The sequence below is a fragment of the Paenibacillus sp. NPDC058071 genome (assembly GCF_042885235.1).
Classification (GTDB): Bacteria; Bacillota; Bacilli; order Paenibacillales; family Paenibacillaceae; genus Pristimantibacillus.
This window is the reverse complement of the sequence record NZ_JBHVSK010000010.1, coordinates 1-17813: the sequence shown is the minus strand read 5'-3', so window position 1 is coordinate 17813 and position 17813 is coordinate 1. Positions and strand designations below refer to the sequence as shown.

Below are 17813 nucleotides of genomic sequence, written 5' to 3'. Positions count from 1 at the left end.
CGTCATTTCCAATAGGAAAATCGTACCATAAGTCGCACTTTGTCACAATAACCATTTCGGTGTAGAGCGCATAATACGCAGTGAAAATAAAATCATAAAAGCCATTCGAATGATAAGCTTGTCCTACGCTTTCTCAACGCTTTCTGATAGCTGCACTCTTTATAACGCACATTTAACATCGGATATTGACTACAACATCTTGACGATATGCGCGACAAGCCTCAAGTTATGCTCAATCAGCAAATTGCGCGAATGCGCATTGCCCTCTGCCATGAGCTGCAAATGCTTCATCTCGTCATCCTCATGCAGCGGCTGCGGAAAAGCGTTGTTTTTCACATACGATACGAGCAGCGTCAGCTGCTTAATAAATAAGGCGATAGCGGCAAACAATCCCATCTACAAAAGCACCCCCTGAGCCGGATTACCGGGGCTCGAAGCTGATACGCAGCGTCTCCCCCAGCACACAATGAAGTCGGTTCTACATTGTATGAGGGCAGAAGCCTAGAAGTGCATGTACGAGGAAAATGGGATCGTCTTGCAGAAAAACCTCATTTTCTAACCATCAATACAATCGACTCCACATGGGCGGGTCAAGAATGCGCCAATGATACCCGCCAAAAGGATTAATATATATTTTTAGGAGGCAATATGAGAGTTTTATTCTTCGGTAGAGGTGTAATATCGACCCAATATGCTTGGACTTTTGAAAAGGCAGGGCATACAGTTGAGTTTTACTTTAGAAAAGGGAGAAAAGAAACCTTTGGAAGCAACATAGAGCTTGAAATGTGGGACGTACGAAGAGGGAAACATAATATTCAATAACGTTTGGCAAGATTTGAAATCATCGATCTCACCGTTGTCTATGAACAATGTTGTCTTTGGGTTCCCAGGAGGAGGCGGCGGCATCGCGGACAATAGGCTTAGAGGCGGCTTTTTGAAAATGCTATTTCTGGAAAAACCACGGGTAGGCACTGAACATATTAACAACAAGGTCAAAGAACTATTTGAAAGTGCCCATTTTAAAATTAGTTGGATAAAGGATATGCAAAATTGGCTATGGGGTCACTTTGCCATGAATGCGGCTATAGAGACCGAGGTGTTAAAACTGGGAAGTTTTCCAGCACTCATGGATCAAAGTGACTCATTCGCAAATGTTGGTAAGAATATGAGGGAAATTATCCCTGTACTTAAAGCAAGAGGTTCAAAGATTGATACGATTTCTCTACTGTTAACTAAGATTCCACCAGCACTTCTCGGCACGCTTTTTAACAAGGTTATTTTTGCAAAGGGCAGCTTACCACGACTTTTCATGGAATACAACATATAGTAAAGCAGGTTTTGCGGTACTTGAAGTTGTGAGAGAAGCAAAAAAGTTAGGTATACCTTTACCGCGTCTTACTGTGGCATTTGAAAACAATGAACAACCCAAAGCTATTGAAAATTCCATATAATAAAAATTTGCAGGATTAATATCAACTCTACGTGACCGGGTTATCCGCTGGTTTCTTGCCTAAATCAAACCATTCTATTAACCGACCTGCTGCGACAACACCTCAAAACACCTTTCCTTGCCATCCCAGCAGCTTCGCGACCGTCTCCACATAAAAATAATCGCCGTAGATCAACGAGACATTGACATTCTGTCCATCCGGCTTATTGCCCGTCCCTTCGCGCAGCAAGCCATGACGATCCAAGTCGTCTAGCAATGCATATCGCTCGCCGAGCGAAAAAGCGATGTCGATAGCGACCGTTCGGTAGATACGGCCTTCCTCAGCTGGCAGCATCGCGGCAAGCTCTAATAACCCCGATGCGGCGCAGCTTGCCGCGGAGGTGTCGCGCGGTTCGTTGCTTGGATTCGGTGTGCGGAAGTCCCAATGCGGCACGCGATCAGCAGGCAAGCAGCTAATAAAATAATGCGCGACTCGTTGTGCCGCTCTTAAATAACGAATGTCTCCCGTAAACCGGTAGGCAACCGCCATTCCATAAAGTGCCCATACTTGCCCTCTGCTCCACGAGGATTGGGGTGCATAGCCCTGCCCACCCAAATATTCATCAACTTCTCCCGTATCGGGATCGAAAGCGACGATATGATACACGGAGCCGTCCTCACGGATAAAATGCCGAAGAACCGTGTCGGCATGAGCGCAAGCGATTTGCCGGAACCTGGGATCAGACGTTTCCTCGGCAGCCCAGAGGAGCAGCGGCAAGTTCATCATGGAATCGATAATCGCCCAGCCGGTCTTGTCCTGATTCCAGGCTCGGAGGAAGCGCCCCTGCATATTAAATCGTCCAGACAAAAAGTTAGCTGCAAATAATGCTCTTCTTCGCGCCTCTTCATCTCCGGTCAGCTTATATTTCATAACCGCCGTTGGTAAGAATTGAAAGCCGACATCATGATGGAAATTGTTTTTTCTCGCGAATGCCTGCTCCAGCTTGAAATCCCAATCCCACGCGGCACTCCGATATATTTCCTTCCCAGTTACGTCATGCAATATCCACAGCAAGCCCGGCCAAAAGCCCGAGGTCCACCAGTCTAGCCGCATATCGTCATATTGGCCGGACGAAGCGACATGAGGAGACCGGCTGCCAATCTCCCCCAGAATTTTTTCCGTTTTTCGTTCGATTTTTGTCCACTGCAATTTCATTCGCTGCTGCATCGTATCGATGTTGCCATTCATCTGAATCCCTCCCGTCCCCATTAGCATGCAGCAAAAAAACTCCCTATTTCAAGGGAGTTTCTTTGGGCTAGTTGTCGTATTTTTAGACGCCTACATCGACTGCTGTAACAGCAGTTACTTTAATAAAGCGCGGAACACCATCTTGATTAATAACAACCGAACCGTTGCTAAAGCCTAAAAACACACCGGTGTGGAATGTGCCGTCAAAGTGGATGCGGATATTCGGCGTGCCTACGCCGATTTGAGACAAAATGCGTTGTACGTTACGATTGCCTCCAGAACCACCTGTACGGTTACCTCCTGTGCGGTTGCCACCTGTACGATTGCCTCCCGTACGGTTGCCTCCTGTACGATTGCCGCCAGTACGGTTACCTCCCGTGCGGTTTCCGCCTGAACGATTGCCTCTGCTTCCGCCGCTTCTGTTTCCTCTGCTTGCCATTACTCTATCATCTCCTTATTGCTAGATTCGAGAGTAGTGTATGTAAATTGCTAGAGTTGCGTGTGTGCGCTTGTACAATTTTGAAAGAGCTCCTCTTCCATTCTTACTCGCCTCTATTATTTCAATCCAGAGCATCCGCTCATACCAGCAGCAGTAAGCTCTCATAGATTAAGTAGAAAAAGAAAGGATGTGAATTCATATGCGGATAGACAGAGCAGCAAAAAAGAGAAAATCCAGCATTACGATCAACTACATCACGATTTATAACAACATCTATATCATTCAAAAAGCGACAAGCGGCGGGCAAATCAATCGCAACGGCAGCAATGCCAACCAAGGCAGGCAAATCGCATGGAAAAAAGGAAAGAACATTCAGTCCGGAAGCCGCTAAATCCAAGCGGCTGCAATAGAAAAAAGCAAAAAAATGCCCGTCGGTTCATTCTGACGGGCCTAAATACAAAAAAAACCGGCGTCTACGGCCGTCTTAACGACGGCCGTAGACGCCGTAGCGGCGGGGCTTCTTCCTTATTACAGCGGGGATGCCGCAAACCATGCACTGACCTTCAACGCCAACTGTTCCTTGCGTGCCTCGAATTGCTTATGCCGATGACCGTTCGCACCCGAAGGATGCGGCAAATCGAACAAGCACCGGGACGGATCGAGCAGCCCCTCTGCGGCAAACTGAAGCAATACGTCCTCCACCGATTTACCGAGCGGAATAAGAAGCGCGCCTGGCACCGACGCCAGCTCATCCAGCAGGATAGAGCGAGCGAAAGACATTAGAAAGGTGGAACGCGCCAGCTCCGGCTGATGGCCGGTATAGTTGCGCCCCGCCTGAAATACCGGGAAACGAATCGCCGATGTCGTATGCAGCAGCCGCTCCCGCTCCTCCTCGAACAGCGCCTCCGCGCTGTCGATGCCTAGCGATTCCGGCAGCCCGATACCGTCCAGCATGGCATACAGATTACGCCGCATCGTTCCGGCGAAGCTGGCCGCCGCCTTGGCTTGCCGAGCAATTTCCCAGCCTGTCAATCCAGCGTGCAGACCGGAACGGGCGACCCGGTACGCCAGTTCCATTTGCGTAAAGCCCGGTGTAATGCCGATGACCATCACTTTAGCGCGTTCATTCACGTATTCGAATGGAATGTAGTATACGGACAAACCGTCTCGCTCCGCAAGCTGCAGCTCGAGAACGAGCAGTTGCTCCTTAGTGAGCTTGCCTTCCGGCAGCGTCCCGATGTAAGTCTTGTAGCGTTCGATGTTCGTATTTCTCAAACTGTAATCGGAATCGACGATTCTTTCGTCCCGGTTCACGCGCACTTCTCCTTTCCGCCTGCCGAAATAGCGGGCCGATGCAAATAAGCATGGATAACGAATATGCCAAAGGACAACAGCGAGGCTCCTGCTCCCAGGTATAGCACGGGAGCAATACCTGTATGATCGTACATGGTGCCATAGATCGTAGGTGCAATCATTCTTCCTGCACTGCCGAAGCCTCCTACGATGCCCATGTAGAACGGAGCGCTTTTTCCCGCATTTTCCGAGAAGAAGGTCGGAATAACCGGCAGCAGCAGCATTTCGCCAAGCGTGCATATGATCATGCCGATGACAAGACACCAATAGACATCATGCCAGACGGCGATAAATAAATAACCTACCGTACATAGAACGGAGCTCGCTACAATTTCCATTCGCAGCGAACCGCCAAGCAGCCGCTTGATCCCGTTCGTAATCGGCTGGCCAGCGAAAATAACGATGCCGTTTATCGTCCAAAGTAGGCTATACATTGATAAAGAGTAGCCCTCATCGGTCAAGTAGGGAGCAATACCGCTGTTCCAGATCATAATCGATACGAAGAACAGCATTTGGCCGATTCCCAAAAACAAGTACATTCGGAACGCCAGCAGCTTCTTCGAAAGCGGTTCGTCTCCGGACGTATCGCTGCCCTCCCCAGATGATGCTATGCTGACCTTGCCCGTGCCGTCTGCCCGAATGGCCGGCCGCCTCTCGGCTTGCATGAAAAATACCAGAAAAAGGCCGAAAGCGAGTGTCGATACAGCGGTTATCACATACGTCAGCGAGAACGAAAAGGCTGCGATCAGCCCGCCCACCGAAGCGCCGATAGCCAGCCCGACATTATTGCCGACATAGATCGCATTGTATAGCTTGCGTCGATGCTCCGGCCATCGAAAGCCGATATACGCATTAATAGCCGGGACAGCGACGCCATTCATCAAGCCATACAGGCTGGTCATAATGACATAAATCCAATATTCGCGCGTAAAAACAACAAGTCCGATCATTCCGCCAGAAATGATCATGGACGAAACAATTAATCGTTTGGGCCCAAGCCGATGATACAGCGCCCCACCCGCTAATTGTCCAATAACGCCGGCTAGCGCCTGGAACAACAGCACCATACCCGCTTCTCCATAAGACCTTCCGAGCACTTGATGCACGTATAAGGTCGTAAGCGGCCATAAAATCGAGCCTCCGATCGCGTTCGCGAAGCTGGCCGCGATGAAGCCGAGCGCATCCTTCGGATAGCCGCCTAACCATTTTTGCCAAGATTGTTTCAAATTCATACCCAAAACTAGCCTACCACCTTCATATTACCTGCAAATGCGTTTAATAGACAATCATACTCCTTTTCTTCCTGAATCGCTATGTAAGATGGTACCAACTCCTTACTGCCTGCCCCTTGCCTATAGGCCAACGCAATCTATATATAGATCTAGCGGCATTAAAAAATCCCGCCGCGCATTATGCGGACGGGATGTAAGAAACTATTTAAAAAATTGATGGCTGCCGATTTGAACCGTCTTCTTGCGGCTTTCAAACCATTCCGACTGCGACGCCGCAGGATTGTAAAAGTACAGAGCGCCTTTGGTCGGATCAATCCTTTTAGCCGCGTCCTTAGCCGCTTTCAGCGACTCGGCGTCGGGCGTTAGCCAAAACTGGCCGTCACTCACGACACTGAATGCGTTTTTAGCAAATATAACGTCGCGAATGCTGTTCGGGAACAGCGGTGAACGGCTGCGGTTCATGACGACGGCGGCGACTGCCACCTTCCCTTTGTAACTTTCTCCGCGCGCTTCGCCATGGACGACTCTTGCCACTCGAGACAAATCGGAACGGCTGACCGTCACCTTATGGAGCGCTTTAACGGTCGTCGGACCGGCAATGCCGTCACGTTCCAATCCGGCGCCGCGCTGAAAGGCGGAAACCGCTGTTTTCGTCGAAGCCGAGAACCGGCTCGTAATAGGACCCTTATAGTAATCCAGCATATAAAGTCTCTCTTGCAAATCCTTCACCTGCTCGCCCGAGCTTCCGACGGACATCGAAGCCGCTTGGGCTCCGACTGCGCCAGTGAACAGCATGGTCATGGCCAGGCTCAGCGTAGCAAGGCGTCTCGCTGCCCTCTGTTTGAACTTGCTTTTGCTCATCGTTTCCCTCCGTATTCTGTCGATCTGGTTGTCTATGGGAGCGGTTTGCCGCAACGTTCTCGATCTTACCATAACTTGCATGCCGCACACTCGATTCATAGAAAATTCTAATAGAGTCAAGACTCTGTATAATCGTCTAAAATAGAAAAAAGGCTTTCACCTGAAAAGGTAAAAGCCGTTCTGCAAACTCTTATACTTCGTTTCGTTTGTTGACGAATAACACCAGTCCATACTGCATCAACGCAGCTGCAAACAGTACGATGGCAAGCCAAGCCGATTCCGTATCCTTGGCAAGCCAAATCACCATCGCGATGGAGATGACCCGGCCGATATTCAGAAAAAGCTCCCGCATCACTACCCCTTCCACCCGTAGCTGGCCTTTCAGCGGCAGCGTGCCAATGAGTCCATAGTAATAGGAGTTAAGCGTATTGAGAATCAACGGATTGCAGATCGAGAACACGATCATGAACAACGCCACTGACCAGAAATGCACCTCGATCAGCAGCAATCCTGCTCCGATCGCAACGCCTGTCGTGGACAGCAGCACCTGCCTGCGTACACGTTCAGTGCCAGAGCTTCGCGAGATAACGTACCCGGTCGCTACCGTGAGTGCTGAGAAGAATACGCCGAGATAGCCGACCCAATCTTCCCGTCCCACTGTCTGATAGAGCATAATGTTTGGCAAAAAGAGCATCATGCCCTGAAACAAGCCCAGGACGAGAAAGGCGAACAGCGCTTTCAGCCATAACGGCTTCTTCTTCATGAGCAGCCCCATGTAATGCAAGTAATAGGCTGTATGATGAGAACGCATCGACGGAATCCGCAAGCTAATAATTGCCGCAATGAGAAACATGACGAACGCCAGCATGAAAATAATAATATACCCCTGCAAGCCCTCGCGCTGCTGGATAATAAAACCGGCCAATGCCGGGCCGATCAGACCGGCCGTATTGAACACGACCATATTGATCGCCAAGTACCGGCTGCGGTTTCGGTCGGTAGAAACGTCGTATTGCAATATAATATAGCCCGTCCAATAGAGGCCAGACGCTATGCCGTTCATAATCGCAAAGGGGATGTAGTAGTGTGCGACCTGCTCCTTGGCAATTACGACTAACAAATAAAAGATTGCGATGGCGCCAATACCTATTCGGTAGGTGAGCATTTTGTCCCGTTTCTTGGCAATCCAGCCTCCGACGGCGAACGTCATTGGCGTCACCGCATACAAGATCAAATTATAATAGCCGTTAATCGCTAAGCTTTCCGTCAGCCGCCATAAATAAAGATTGAGAAACAAACCAGACATCGAAGCCCCGAACTGAAAAAAGCCGTGTATGGCTATCGAGACGATCGCGTCTCTGCTCAGCTTCCTATCCGGAGGTATCGTCGCCCTCCCTTTCCAAACAAGCTTAGACCGCACGCTCTCCAACATCTGTCTGTTCCCCCCGAGCCGTTCCGTTACATAACTGTGTCCCGTTCATTTTAACATGAAGCAGGCGGCAGGCTGAAAGCGGTCCCATCCCTTAGTTGCGCGAAAAAAGGCCAAATGATTCATTATCGAACCATTTAGCCTGCACAGCCCTTGTTTTTCGGATAAAACAAGGGAATATGTCTCGATTACAGCCTATTCCGGCAATTGCCTACTCTCATTTCTCCAACACGACCGTATAGTGCTTGAATCGCTTGAACGTATACCGCGATTCGTCCGAAGGCATGCTCTCCTCGTTCGCATACAAGTAAGCCGCCTTCTCGCCTTCGCGGATTTCGGGATAGCCAAATCGGTAGCGGTCGAAGGCGTCGACAACTTGGAAGGCTCCTCCCGGATTGCGATATTGAACCGTCTGGATAAAGCGATGAGGATTGCCCTTCTCGTAGAACAGTACGTAAATGTACGGCATATTGACGCGGTCGGTAATATAGACGTTTCCATCCGTTGCATCGGAGGCATAGCGGATTGCTTCGCCGAACGACTCGAAAAACAGCGGTCCGATCTGCTCGGGGTACGTGCGCACGTACGTATTGGCGAAAGCCGCGAAGAAAACAGTCAGAACGGCGATCGCCGCTCTTCCCGCCCATTTTTCTTTCCGGAATAGCCATGCAAGACCGGCTACAACCAGCAATAGCAGCGGATAAAAAACGATATTGATCCGGTTGATATTGGCGTCGCTCACGGCAAAGCCCATAGCGAGCGCCACGGCAAGCCAGAGCATAATAATGAGCGAGACGCCGTCTGTTTTTCGTGCCATAGTAGCTATTGTCGTGATGAGACCAAGCAAAATGAGCGGCACGGCAATGGGATACATATAACCGAAGGCAGGGAGCGCATTCCACGGTAAACCGTCGTTTTGCGTGACGAGAATGTCCAGCACCCGCTTCATATTATCGAATGCGCCGGACAGAAAACCGGACTGAAAAACACTGGACGCCTGCTCCACCCTCGGCACCGTCAGCTTCGGAATGGTAGCAATCGCTTCAATTGCGTTGAGCGAATAACGGTTAATAATGAGAAACAGCAAAATCGGCAGCGCCAGAATAGCAAAGCCTGCGCCGTTCAGCAAGATAAGGCGGACGCTTGCCGCTTTTTTGGCTGCAAATACGGTATAGACTGCAAAGGTAAATAACGGAGCAAAGAAGTAAGCCGTCCCGTAAGCGTAAAGTGAAACGGCCATCAGAACGGTAAAGACGGCAAGTCGTTTCGGATTGTCCAGCGCCTTAATCGCGAAATAAACGGCAGCCAGAACGACGGTTGGAAACAGATTCGATTCGAGCGCCCACCTGGACATCATCAGATGCCATGGGCAAATCACGATCACGAAGGCAGCTAACGCCGCTGCTCTCGGGTCTTTGACAAACCGTTTGGCAATGGCGTAGAACAGGAACATCGTCACTGCTCCAGCCAACGCGCTGACGATTCGGACGGAAAACTCATTCAAGCCGAAGATGAATATAAAAGGCATGGAAAGATAGGCATACAGCGCGTTCTGTCCGCTTCCCCAGGCGATCAAATGAATCGGCAGGAAGCTGCCGTTCCGATCGATTCCATAATGAAGAATAGAGTAAGCGTCATAGCCGACGGACGCCTCGTCCTGGTTCAAGCCCGGCGGCAGCGAAGCGATTGCGACGACGCGGAACAATATGCCGAGTACAAACAAAACAGCGACTAACGGCTGTTCGCGTACCCGCTGATAAAACCCGTTCATATATTTATTTAATTTCGACCCCACGCTTCGAAAACCCCATTCCTTCCCATTGATAGCAACCTATCCTATTATAATTAAAATAGAATAGTAAAGAAATAGAAACGGTGAAGCGCACATGAAAAAAACCGCCGGTGAAGACGGTTTGGTTCAGACATATTAAGTAATAGAATGCTTTTTAATGTATCAAATTATCCATCCATGCGGAATCGAGTCATCTTTCATTCTACTAAGGCTGAAGAAGCATACGCTTCAGACTGGCGATTTGCGAATCGTCCATGCCAATTGAGGTCATGTAGCTCTCTGCTCCGCCGAACGCTTCATAGAGATGATCAAGCATCATTTCCATATTGGAAGGAGCGCTGCCAAGGAACAACTCGTACATGTCGGCAGGCAATTGCTCCGGGCGGTCCTTTCTCAGCTCATCCATAATTGGCGCAAGATTCGCCGCCGTCTCCGCATAATCTTCCACGATTGTCGAGCGTTCCACTCCGGCCAAATCGAGCAAAAGCGCCGCAACGACGCCGGTTCGGTCTTTTCCGGCCGTACAGTGGAACAATACGCTGTCGTCTTCGGCCGACGCCATCCGCTGGAACACTTCTTTCAACAGCGAACCGCTGTCATTGAGCATATAGACGTACATATCGCCCAAGCAGCGAATGGATAAATTCGATGGTTTTGCCGGATTAATCAGGCTGATATTATAGTAGTCTACACGACCGGAGTCGGCAAAAACATTGCGCTTAGCCTCAATCTCCTTCTCATGCCGAAGATCAATGACCGTCTGAACCCCGGTACCAAGAATAATCGACTGGTCACTATCCGTCAGTGCATGAAGGCCGTCCGCACGCAGAAATCTCCCTTTTTGCACCGTCAGGCCGTCGGCATTACGATAACCGCCGATATCTCTCACATTAAATGCGCCTTCCAGCTGCAGCAATCTTTCATTTTTATTCCTAACTGTCATTATTTCAAACCGCCTTTTACGAAAGAATCGATAATTTGTCTTTGCAGCAATAAATAGAGCAGGAGAACGGGAAGACTGGCAATCGTTGTTGCCGCCATCAACGCTCCCCACATGTTGCCATCGGAAGAAATAAACATTTGCAGCCCTTTCTGCACCGTTGAGTTTTCTAGCTTCGTCGTTACGAGAAGAGGCCAGAAGTAGTCGTTCCACGAGGTGATGAACAATAGGATGCCAATCGACGCGATCGACGCTTTCAAATTCGGCAATATCGTCCGCCACAGCAATACAAAATCCGATGCTCCGTCAAGCCGGGCCGCTTCGATTAGCGTCTTCGGATACGATTTGAATGCATTATACAGCTGAAGGACAGCGAATGCCGATGCGATGTTTGGTACGATTAGACCGGCGAGCTGGTCACGCCATCCGAAGCCGCTAATGGCGACATAGTTCGGAATCATAATAACTTGGAATGGAACGAGCCATGTGAGCGCAATTAAACCGTATATGAGATTGCTGCCGCGAAATTCCCAGCGCGTGAACGCATAGGCGGCCAGGATGCTCGTCACCAGCTGCATGACTGTCTGTATGACGGCGACCACTACGGAATTAGCCAACATACGTGCCATCGGAATGGCGTTCCATGCCTGCACAAAGTTGTCCAGCGTCGCATGCAGCGGCAGCAGGCTCGACGTGAATACCTCGCTCTCCGGCTTCATAGCGGTCACTATCATCCAATAGAGAGGAAATACGGCCAGCAGCGCGAGCGCAACAAGCGCCGCATGCTTCGCGGTAACGGTTGCGAAGGAGAAGAACGATCGTCCTGCTTTCTCCATGATTACGTCATCTCCCTCTAGTTATCGAAAAACGATAGTTTTTTAGTCAACTTCATAAACAGCCAAGCGAGAACGCCGAACCCGAGGAAAAAGACGACTGCCGCAGCAGAGCTCGAGCCGATATTAAACGATTGGAAGCCGTAGGTCCAGAGCAAATAGTAGATGTTTGTCGTGGAGTTGAACGGTCCGCCCTGCGTCAGCACGTTAACATACGAGAAGCTCCATTCCGAAGCAAACAGCGTACTCATCATTGCCATAAACAGAATCGTTGGTGAAAGCAGCGGCAAAATAATATGCCATATAATTTGAAGCCGGTTGGCACGATCGATGCGGGCCGCTTCGATATATTCCTTGTTGATACCGGTCATTGCCGCTGAGAAGATAAGCGTACTGAACCCGATAAGCTTCCATCCGGTAATGAACGTAATGGACCAGATCGCCCAATGCTCGTCGGTAAAAAAACGGATCGGCTCGGACAAATGAAACCAATCGGTCAGCGTTTTGTTTAATATGCCGTTCGTCGGGTGCATGATCCATCGCCAAACGGACGACACAGCAACAGGAGCCATAATCATCGGCAGGAAAATAAGCGCGCGATAGATGTTGCTTGCCTTCCTGCTGATATTATCGGTAGCGATTGCAATCGCAAGCGGAATAATAAGCGAGAATGGAATAACGCCGAGCGTATATATAAGCGTGTTCCAGAGCGCGATGCCCATTTCGGGCAAGCTAATGAGATTGGAGAAATTTTGCCACCCTACAAATTGCTTGGGCGAGGACGGCAGCAGGTTCCACTGATAGAAGCTGAGCTGGAACGTTTGTAGCAGCGGTTTGTATACCCAGAAGCCAATGGAGGCTAAGGCAGGCAACAGGTATAAGTAAGGCTTCAATCGTCCAAGCCGCGGAAGGAACGCTTTACGTTCCTTCGCTTGCGGCTTAGCTCCCGTTGCGCGGCCGGTCAATCCTACCGCTTCATAGCTCATGGCTTACATTCCTTCCTTGTATGTTTATTGAATTCATGATGTCTGATGGGAAAAGGCCGTTATTGAACGAGCGCTTGCGCGCGTTTTTGCGCATCCTGCATAATCGCCGCTGCGTCTTCGCCGCTCAAGATCGCCTTCGATACCGAGTCATTCAGAATGGTCTCGATCTGCTTCCAGTTCGGGCCTGGATACGATACCCAAGGCTGCAGTGAATCAAGCTGCTCCAGGTTCGGCTTCACAAGCGGATTGGCTTCCACCCAGTCCTTCAAGTAGTTCGGGTCGTCGACGATGGCTGGGCGAAGAGGCAAGTAGCCGATCTCGGATGTAATGATTGTATAGCCGCGCTCGCTGGTCGCGAATTTCAAAAACTCCCATGCCGCTTTTTGCTTCGCCTTATCGTCGGTTAAGATGAATAATGCGCTGCCGGAATTGACCGGCTTGGTCGGTTTATCGCCGAATGCCGGCATTTTCGCCGTTTTCAGTTCCCATCCGCCCGCTTGCGAAGCCGCGACGAACGAGCTTTGCAAGGCACTTGTGAACAGCAGCATGCCGATTTTCCCTTGGCTGAACGCTTCGATCGCCTCGCCGTCGTTCAATTTGCCGTTTGCTCCGCTCTTAATTAAGTCCTGCCACATTTGCACCGCTCCGACTGCTTCCGGCTCGCCGAATTTGATCGTTTTGCGATCCTCGGACAACGCTTGACCGCCGTTACTGCCGATCAAAGCTTGAATAATCCAGTCTCCGCCAGCCGCCCCGCCGACATGCATGCCAGTCGAACCTGTCTTTTCCGCGATCTGCAAGGCTTGCTCCTTAACCTCCGCCCATGTGCCTGGAGGGTGCGTCGGATCGAGACCGGCGTCTTGAAACAGCTTCGCGTTGTAGAACAGCACCGGTGTACTAAAGGTGAATGGCAGGCCGTACGTTTTTCCATTCAACTGACCCAGCTTCATGCCATTCGGCGAGAATCCTTCGAAGTTGCTCTTCAACTCATCGGCTGGGACTATATCCTCCAGCGGCTTAGCATTGAAATTGTTTACGGCAAAATCGAGGCCGTCAAACGTCAGCTGCGCGACATCCGGCGCCGAGCCGGCTACGATATCCGCCTGAACCTTGGCGTTAATATCCGTAGAGGCGACCGGGATGGCGTCGATTTTAATGTTCGGATGAGCGGCTTCGAATTCGCTGATTAGCTTTTTCGTACCGGGGACTTGACTTGCAATCGCCAGATTGTAGCTGTAAAACTTAAGCGTAACTTGCTCGTTCGAAGCGCCGCTGCCCGCGTCTCCCGCGTTTGTTCCTGTGCTTGCTCCCGTATTTGCCGCGCTGCCGCAGCCTGCCGTTACAATGGACAACGACAGCAAAGCCGCTGCGCCGATCTTTCGAATAGCCATTCGTTTCTCCCTCTCCCTTGCCCTTATGGGCTCTTTATCTTCAAACGTTAAGTATTTTCTGAAGCTAGGCTTTCTTTGAAGCTAGGAATGCGCCTGCGCCGCATCCATTTTCCATTCGAACACAACTTGTTGGCTGCCTGCCATCGCCATCGGATGAACGATCATTTGACCTTCTTTTACTAAAACGAGATTGTAGCCGCTATTGTCGACGAACTTCATGCTATCGTTGCTGGTCGGCTCGATGCCGAATGCGACCCCGGTTGCCGCAGCGCTTGGCACGCCGTGAAACAAGCTAATGTTATTGCAATGGATATGACCGGAAAGCAGACCGATCACGTCCGTACCTTCAATAGCCGCCGCTAGATCTTGGGGGTTGTCCAGCAGGTGACTGTCCATTAATGGCGTTATCGTAGGCACGACGGGATGATGATGCACGATGATCGTGCCGCCGGTAGCAGGAGTCGCCAGTTCCTTTCGCAACCACTCCAGCTGTTCTTCGTCCAGCCGACCGCCATGTTGGCCAGGAACTTGCGTGTTCAGGACAACGAGTCGAAGTCCTTTTTCTGTTACGCTGTAATAATAAGATTCCTCGGTTGGTTCTTCCTGCAAGTAACCTTCGCGGAAATACGAACGTGTGTCGTGATTGCCGAGCGCTACATATACCGGCACGCCAAGCTTCGACTTCTCCTCGTCCAGTACGCTGCGCAGATGACGATAATCTTCCGTGTCGCCGTCCTGTGTTAAATCTCCGCTAATAACGACAAAATCAGGCTTGCGGCTCAGCTTGCCAAGCTCGGCGAACAGCTCACGCAGCTTTTTTGTCATATCCATTTGAAAAAGCGGGTTTTTGCCCGTTACGTTGATGTGCGTGTCCGTTAGATGAGCGAATAAGATCGGTTCCATCGGTTTAAGCCTCCTCGGTACGGTGGTGGTTGTCGTGTTCGGTTTCGGATTGAGGTTTGTAGCCGCCAATTTCTCTTACGCCGTCCAAATGTATAACCCGGTACGAAGGCTGGCCGTTTCGAACATTGACCCACAGCATCAGGTTGTCGCTTTCCGGCCCATTGCCATGAGCATGTCCGCCTGTTCTTCCGAGCTGAATTCGTTCACCGTTCCCGGCAACCGAATATTCCATCGCGTGCAGATGACCGGCAAAAACGGTGTGAGGACGTCCGTCCAACATGCGGATGAGCCGCTCGAATCGTTCATCTTCACTCTTCCAGCCCGGCTTGTGCATAGTGATGAAGGTCCATTTCGCATCACGGTTCTCTTTAAGCACGCGCTCTGCAAAAGCCATTTGCTCATCGCTGAAGGCTAGGTCGATACGTCCCATTTCTTTCAACTGCTCTGGCGACATACGGCTAACAATATCATCATAGAAAGCCTGCATATGCTCGCTCATTCGTTCCGGTTCGTTCTGAACGTTGGCCGTCGCTTTTTTAATAATGTCAATAAAATCATCGGAGAACTCGTTTGGCGGATCTTCCGTATTCAAGACGAGAAACAGGATATCGCCCGTTCTAAACGCGTAATATTCAAAGCCCTTTCTATCTCTCCAAACGTCTCTCATCATTTGGTTGCCATAGTCGTGATTGCCGACAACATGGAAGAAAGGAAGATTAGCCGCTTCTATTTTCGCGTCGATATACTCCCACTCCGCAATAGCGTCTTGTGCTTCACGCCAGTAGCCTTCGATCAAATCGCCTACCGACAAAACAAAGTCCGGCTTCAAGTCCTTCACAATCTCAAGCGCGTTCTCGAACACGCCGGCGGTCGCCATCCCGCAACGGTCGCCTAGTACAACGAACGAGAAATCCTCTGCAGCCCACTCGGACGGGCGCGGCTGACCGATCCAAGGACGCTTGTCCGTCTGAAAAAGGGCTTCGTCATACCATATACCTGCTGCATTCCGGCTTGTCTGAACGATTGTCATTATGTTCTCTCCTCCCGAGTCGTCAAGTGGATGTTTCGCTTCTGCAAAACCAGTATGCAGGTTGTATGTAAGTGCATTGTTATCGCGATCTAAATGATATGTAAAAGGATTGCCTCGTTTTGTGAATAAAAAAAAGGCATCGCGGCTGTCGCGACACCTCCTGGCTGACATTGCTGCGAAGGGCGTTTAAATAACGCCGCTCAACATTAACTGTCCAGTTGTATACTTATAGTTTTCCTCGATGGCTGCTTTAGCTCCCTCATAGTCGTTGCGCAGCAGCGCATGATAAATCTTGCCGTTCATGACATTCGCCCACTGGGGCTTTAATTGTGGAAACTGCTTGCGGAAGGTAACCATACGGCAAATAAACTTACCGCGATAGCTGTCTAACACTTGCAGCATGTATTCGTTGTCGTTGGCTTTTAATATCGTTTCAATACACATGAGCGAATTGTTGTAATAACCGAGGTAATCGCCGCTCTCACGGGCCGCATCCTGCTGCTGCAAATAATTTTTCAGCGCATCGAGATCGAAGATAATCTTCCGCTGCTTGGCCGAATCGAGAACAAATAGCTGCATCGATACAAGCACCTCGAGCATTTGGCTGAACTGCCGGAACGATATTTCTTTGACGAGCACGCCGCGTCCTTTAAAGCTTTCGACCAGCCCTTCCTTTTCAAGCAAGGAGATCGCCGCTCTGACCGGCGTTCGGCTCATGCCAAGCTGCGTCGCCAGCTCGTTCTCGGAAAGCAGCATGCCGGGCATAACTTCCGCATGTACGATACGTTCCTTTATTTGATTGTAGGCTTCTAATTCTAATGAAGTCGTTCGCATGCTAACCTGCCTTTATCTATTTATATTTATGGCTCATCGTAGCAAAGGACCGTCCGTTTGGGAAGTAAAGATATTGTAAAGGAGAGGTGGGGAGTTATTCGCGAACGGCTGGCAGAGTGGGATTGACCGATAGGATTGCATCATGCGCAGAGATCTTGCCTCCTGCGTGGATTTCCTGTGATATATAAAGGCTGTTACGGAATGGATATAGCATGATACGATACAGATTGCGGCTTATTTCGCTTTGACCCAGAATTCCCTTAGCTCAGGAGCTAATATTAATAAGAACGGCAACCCTATATTTGAAATAAAGAAGCACTCATTTCTTTCGGATTTAACAAAAACTTATTGTACTCATTTTCAGGAAAATCGGACTGTATGCAAAGTATTAGTCAGCCTTTGTGTAGTGGGATTCCCGTATTTCAAACATATGATCGTTAGGGTACATTTTGTTTTGCTGAATAGGGGCGGATTTGCGTCCAACGTGCCTGATTTTTTAGGGCTGTGTGGGAAGAGAGCGTTCATTATATATGATATTTCGAATATAATTTTTCTGATTCGGGCAATAATGTTGATTATGTATGATTTTTAGTATATATTTCGCTGAGTTAGGGCAGAGAGCACCCAATATGTATGAATTTTCATATATAATCGACTGAAATCCCACTTTCCCCAAAATTATATATGATTTTTCGAATATAATGCATTCAGCTAGTCCCGTTGAGCATCCAACTTGTTCGATTTTTTTGCAAACAATCATCAAAATACATTGTTTGCGTTAAAATGTGTCCGACTTTTTCAGTCAAAACAAAGAACCTGTCGCATTAACTGCGACAGGTTCTTTCGTGTGCTTGGCGACGTCCTACTCTCCCAGGACCCTGCGGTCCAAGTACCATCGGCGCTGGAGGGCTTAACGGTCGTGTTCGGTATGGGAACGCGTGGTTCACCTCCGCCATCGCCACCAAACGGACAAAGCGTTGCGCCTTGAAAACTGGATGCGAAAGTTATGAATCTCTTTTAGCGTCACCCGTGTTAGCGGGTAGTATTTGGATAAGCCCTCGACCGATTAGTACTGGTCAGCTCCACACATTGCTGTGCTTCCACCCCCAGCC

At 49.8% G+C, this 17813-nt stretch carries 17 protein-coding genes, 1 rRNA gene and 1 pseudogene; 3 read left to right on the top strand and 16 right to left on the bottom strand.

The annotated features are described in order from the left end of the window. Positions 1–198 precede the first annotated feature (198 nt). A pseudogene (locus ACFVTB_RS17075) lies at positions 199–396 on the bottom strand (RNA polymerase subunit sigma-70); the annotation flags it as partial. Between the two features lie 252 nt (positions 397–648). Between ACFVTB_RS17075 and ACFVTB_RS17070 the strand changes: the two are divergent. Then, on the top strand, positions 649–822 hold the full coding sequence (locus ACFVTB_RS17070; RefSeq protein WP_387751501.1) for a hypothetical protein: 174 nt from the start codon (positions 649–651) through the stop codon (positions 820–822). 118 nt (positions 823–940) lie between these two features. Next, positions 941–1327, top strand: a complete 387-nt coding sequence (locus ACFVTB_RS17065; protein ID WP_387751498.1) for a ketopantoate reductase family protein — start codon at positions 941–943, stop codon at positions 1325–1327. 226 nt (positions 1328–1553) lie between these two features. Here the strand turns inward: ACFVTB_RS17065 and ACFVTB_RS17060 are convergent, their stop codons facing one another. Then, positions 1554–2678: a glycoside hydrolase family 88 protein gene (locus ACFVTB_RS17060; RefSeq protein ID WP_387751495.1), complete on the bottom strand. Its 1125-nt coding sequence runs from the start codon at positions 2676–2678 to the stop codon at positions 1554–1556. Positions 2679–2760: 82 nt separating this feature from the next. Continuing rightward, positions 2761–3117 carry a hypothetical protein gene (locus tag ACFVTB_RS17055; protein ID WP_387751492.1) on the bottom strand — a complete coding sequence of 119 codons (357 nt, stop codon included), beginning with the start codon at positions 3115–3117 and terminating at the stop codon, positions 2761–2763. A 199-nt stretch (positions 3118–3316) separates the two neighbouring features. On the opposite strand from ACFVTB_RS17055, the gene ACFVTB_RS17050 reads away from it, so the two are divergent. After that, entirely contained in the window at positions 3317–3508 is a 192-nt protein-coding gene (locus ACFVTB_RS17050) for a hypothetical protein (protein ID WP_387751489.1), read from the top strand. Between the two features lie 137 nt (positions 3509–3645). On the opposite strand, the gene ACFVTB_RS17045 is transcribed toward ACFVTB_RS17050, so the two are convergent. From ACFVTB_RS17045 to rrf, 13 genes are all read right to left on the bottom strand, one after another. Then, positions 3646–4431 carry a uracil-DNA glycosylase family protein gene (locus ACFVTB_RS17045; RefSeq protein WP_387751487.1) on the bottom strand — a complete coding sequence of 262 codons (786 nt, stop codon included), beginning with the start codon at positions 4429–4431 and terminating at the stop codon, positions 3646–3648. Next, positions 4428–5702: an MFS transporter gene (locus ACFVTB_RS17040; RefSeq protein ID WP_387752016.1), complete on the bottom strand. Its 1275-nt coding sequence runs from the start codon at positions 5700–5702 to the stop codon at positions 4428–4430. The genes ACFVTB_RS17045 and ACFVTB_RS17040 overlap by 4 nt, the downstream gene beginning before the upstream one ends. A 201-nt stretch (positions 5703–5903) precedes the next feature. Next, positions 5904–6563: a cell wall hydrolase gene (locus tag ACFVTB_RS17035; protein ID WP_387751484.1), complete on the bottom strand. Its 660-nt coding sequence runs from the start codon at positions 6561–6563 to the stop codon at positions 5904–5906. A 190-nt stretch (positions 6564–6753) separates the two neighbouring features. Continuing rightward, the gene (locus ACFVTB_RS17030; protein ID WP_387751481.1) at positions 6754–7995 is read right to left on the bottom strand and encodes an MFS transporter; all 1242 of its coding nucleotides are present in this window, start codon (positions 7993–7995) and stop codon (positions 6754–6756) included. A 214-nt stretch (positions 7996–8209) separates the two neighbouring features. Beyond that, positions 8210–9787, bottom strand: coding sequence for an ArnT family glycosyltransferase (locus ACFVTB_RS17025; RefSeq protein WP_387751478.1), 1578 nt, complete (start codon positions 9785–9787; stop codon positions 8210–8212). 202 nt (positions 9788–9989) lie between these two features. After that, positions 9990–10727, bottom strand: coding sequence for a tyrosine-protein phosphatase (locus ACFVTB_RS17020; protein WP_387751475.1), 738 nt, complete (start codon positions 10725–10727; stop codon positions 9990–9992). Continuing rightward, positions 10727–11560: a carbohydrate ABC transporter permease gene (locus ACFVTB_RS17015; RefSeq protein ID WP_387751472.1), complete on the bottom strand. Its 834-nt coding sequence runs from the start codon at positions 11558–11560 to the stop codon at positions 10727–10729. Before ACFVTB_RS17015 ends, ACFVTB_RS17020 begins: the two co-directional genes overlap by 1 nt. Before the next feature lie 17 nt (positions 11561–11577). After that, positions 11578–12543, bottom strand: a complete 966-nt coding sequence (locus tag ACFVTB_RS17010; protein WP_387751469.1) for a carbohydrate ABC transporter permease — start codon at positions 12541–12543, stop codon at positions 11578–11580. Positions 12544–12602: 59 nt separating this feature from the next. After that, positions 12603–13934 (bottom strand): ABC transporter substrate-binding protein, encoded by a 1332-nt coding sequence (locus ACFVTB_RS17005; protein ID WP_387751466.1) that lies wholly within the window; start codon positions 13932–13934, stop codon positions 12603–12605. Between the two features lie 81 nt (positions 13935–14015). Beyond that, entirely contained in the window at positions 14016–14837 is an 822-nt protein-coding gene (locus ACFVTB_RS17000) for a metallophosphoesterase family protein (protein WP_387751463.1), read from the bottom strand. 4 nt (positions 14838–14841) lie between these two features. Continuing rightward, positions 14842–15867, bottom strand: coding sequence for a metallophosphoesterase family protein (locus ACFVTB_RS16995; RefSeq protein ID WP_387751460.1), 1026 nt, complete (start codon positions 15865–15867; stop codon positions 14842–14844). A gap of 186 nt (positions 15868–16053) precedes the next feature. After that, positions 16054–16701 (bottom strand): GntR family transcriptional regulator, encoded by a 648-nt coding sequence (locus ACFVTB_RS16990; RefSeq protein ID WP_387751457.1) that lies wholly within the window; start codon positions 16699–16701, stop codon positions 16054–16056. An 849-nt stretch (positions 16702–17550) separates the two neighbouring features. Further along, positions 17551–17667 (bottom strand): 5S ribosomal RNA (rrf, locus tag ACFVTB_RS16985). Positions 17668–17813 lie beyond the last annotated feature (146 nt).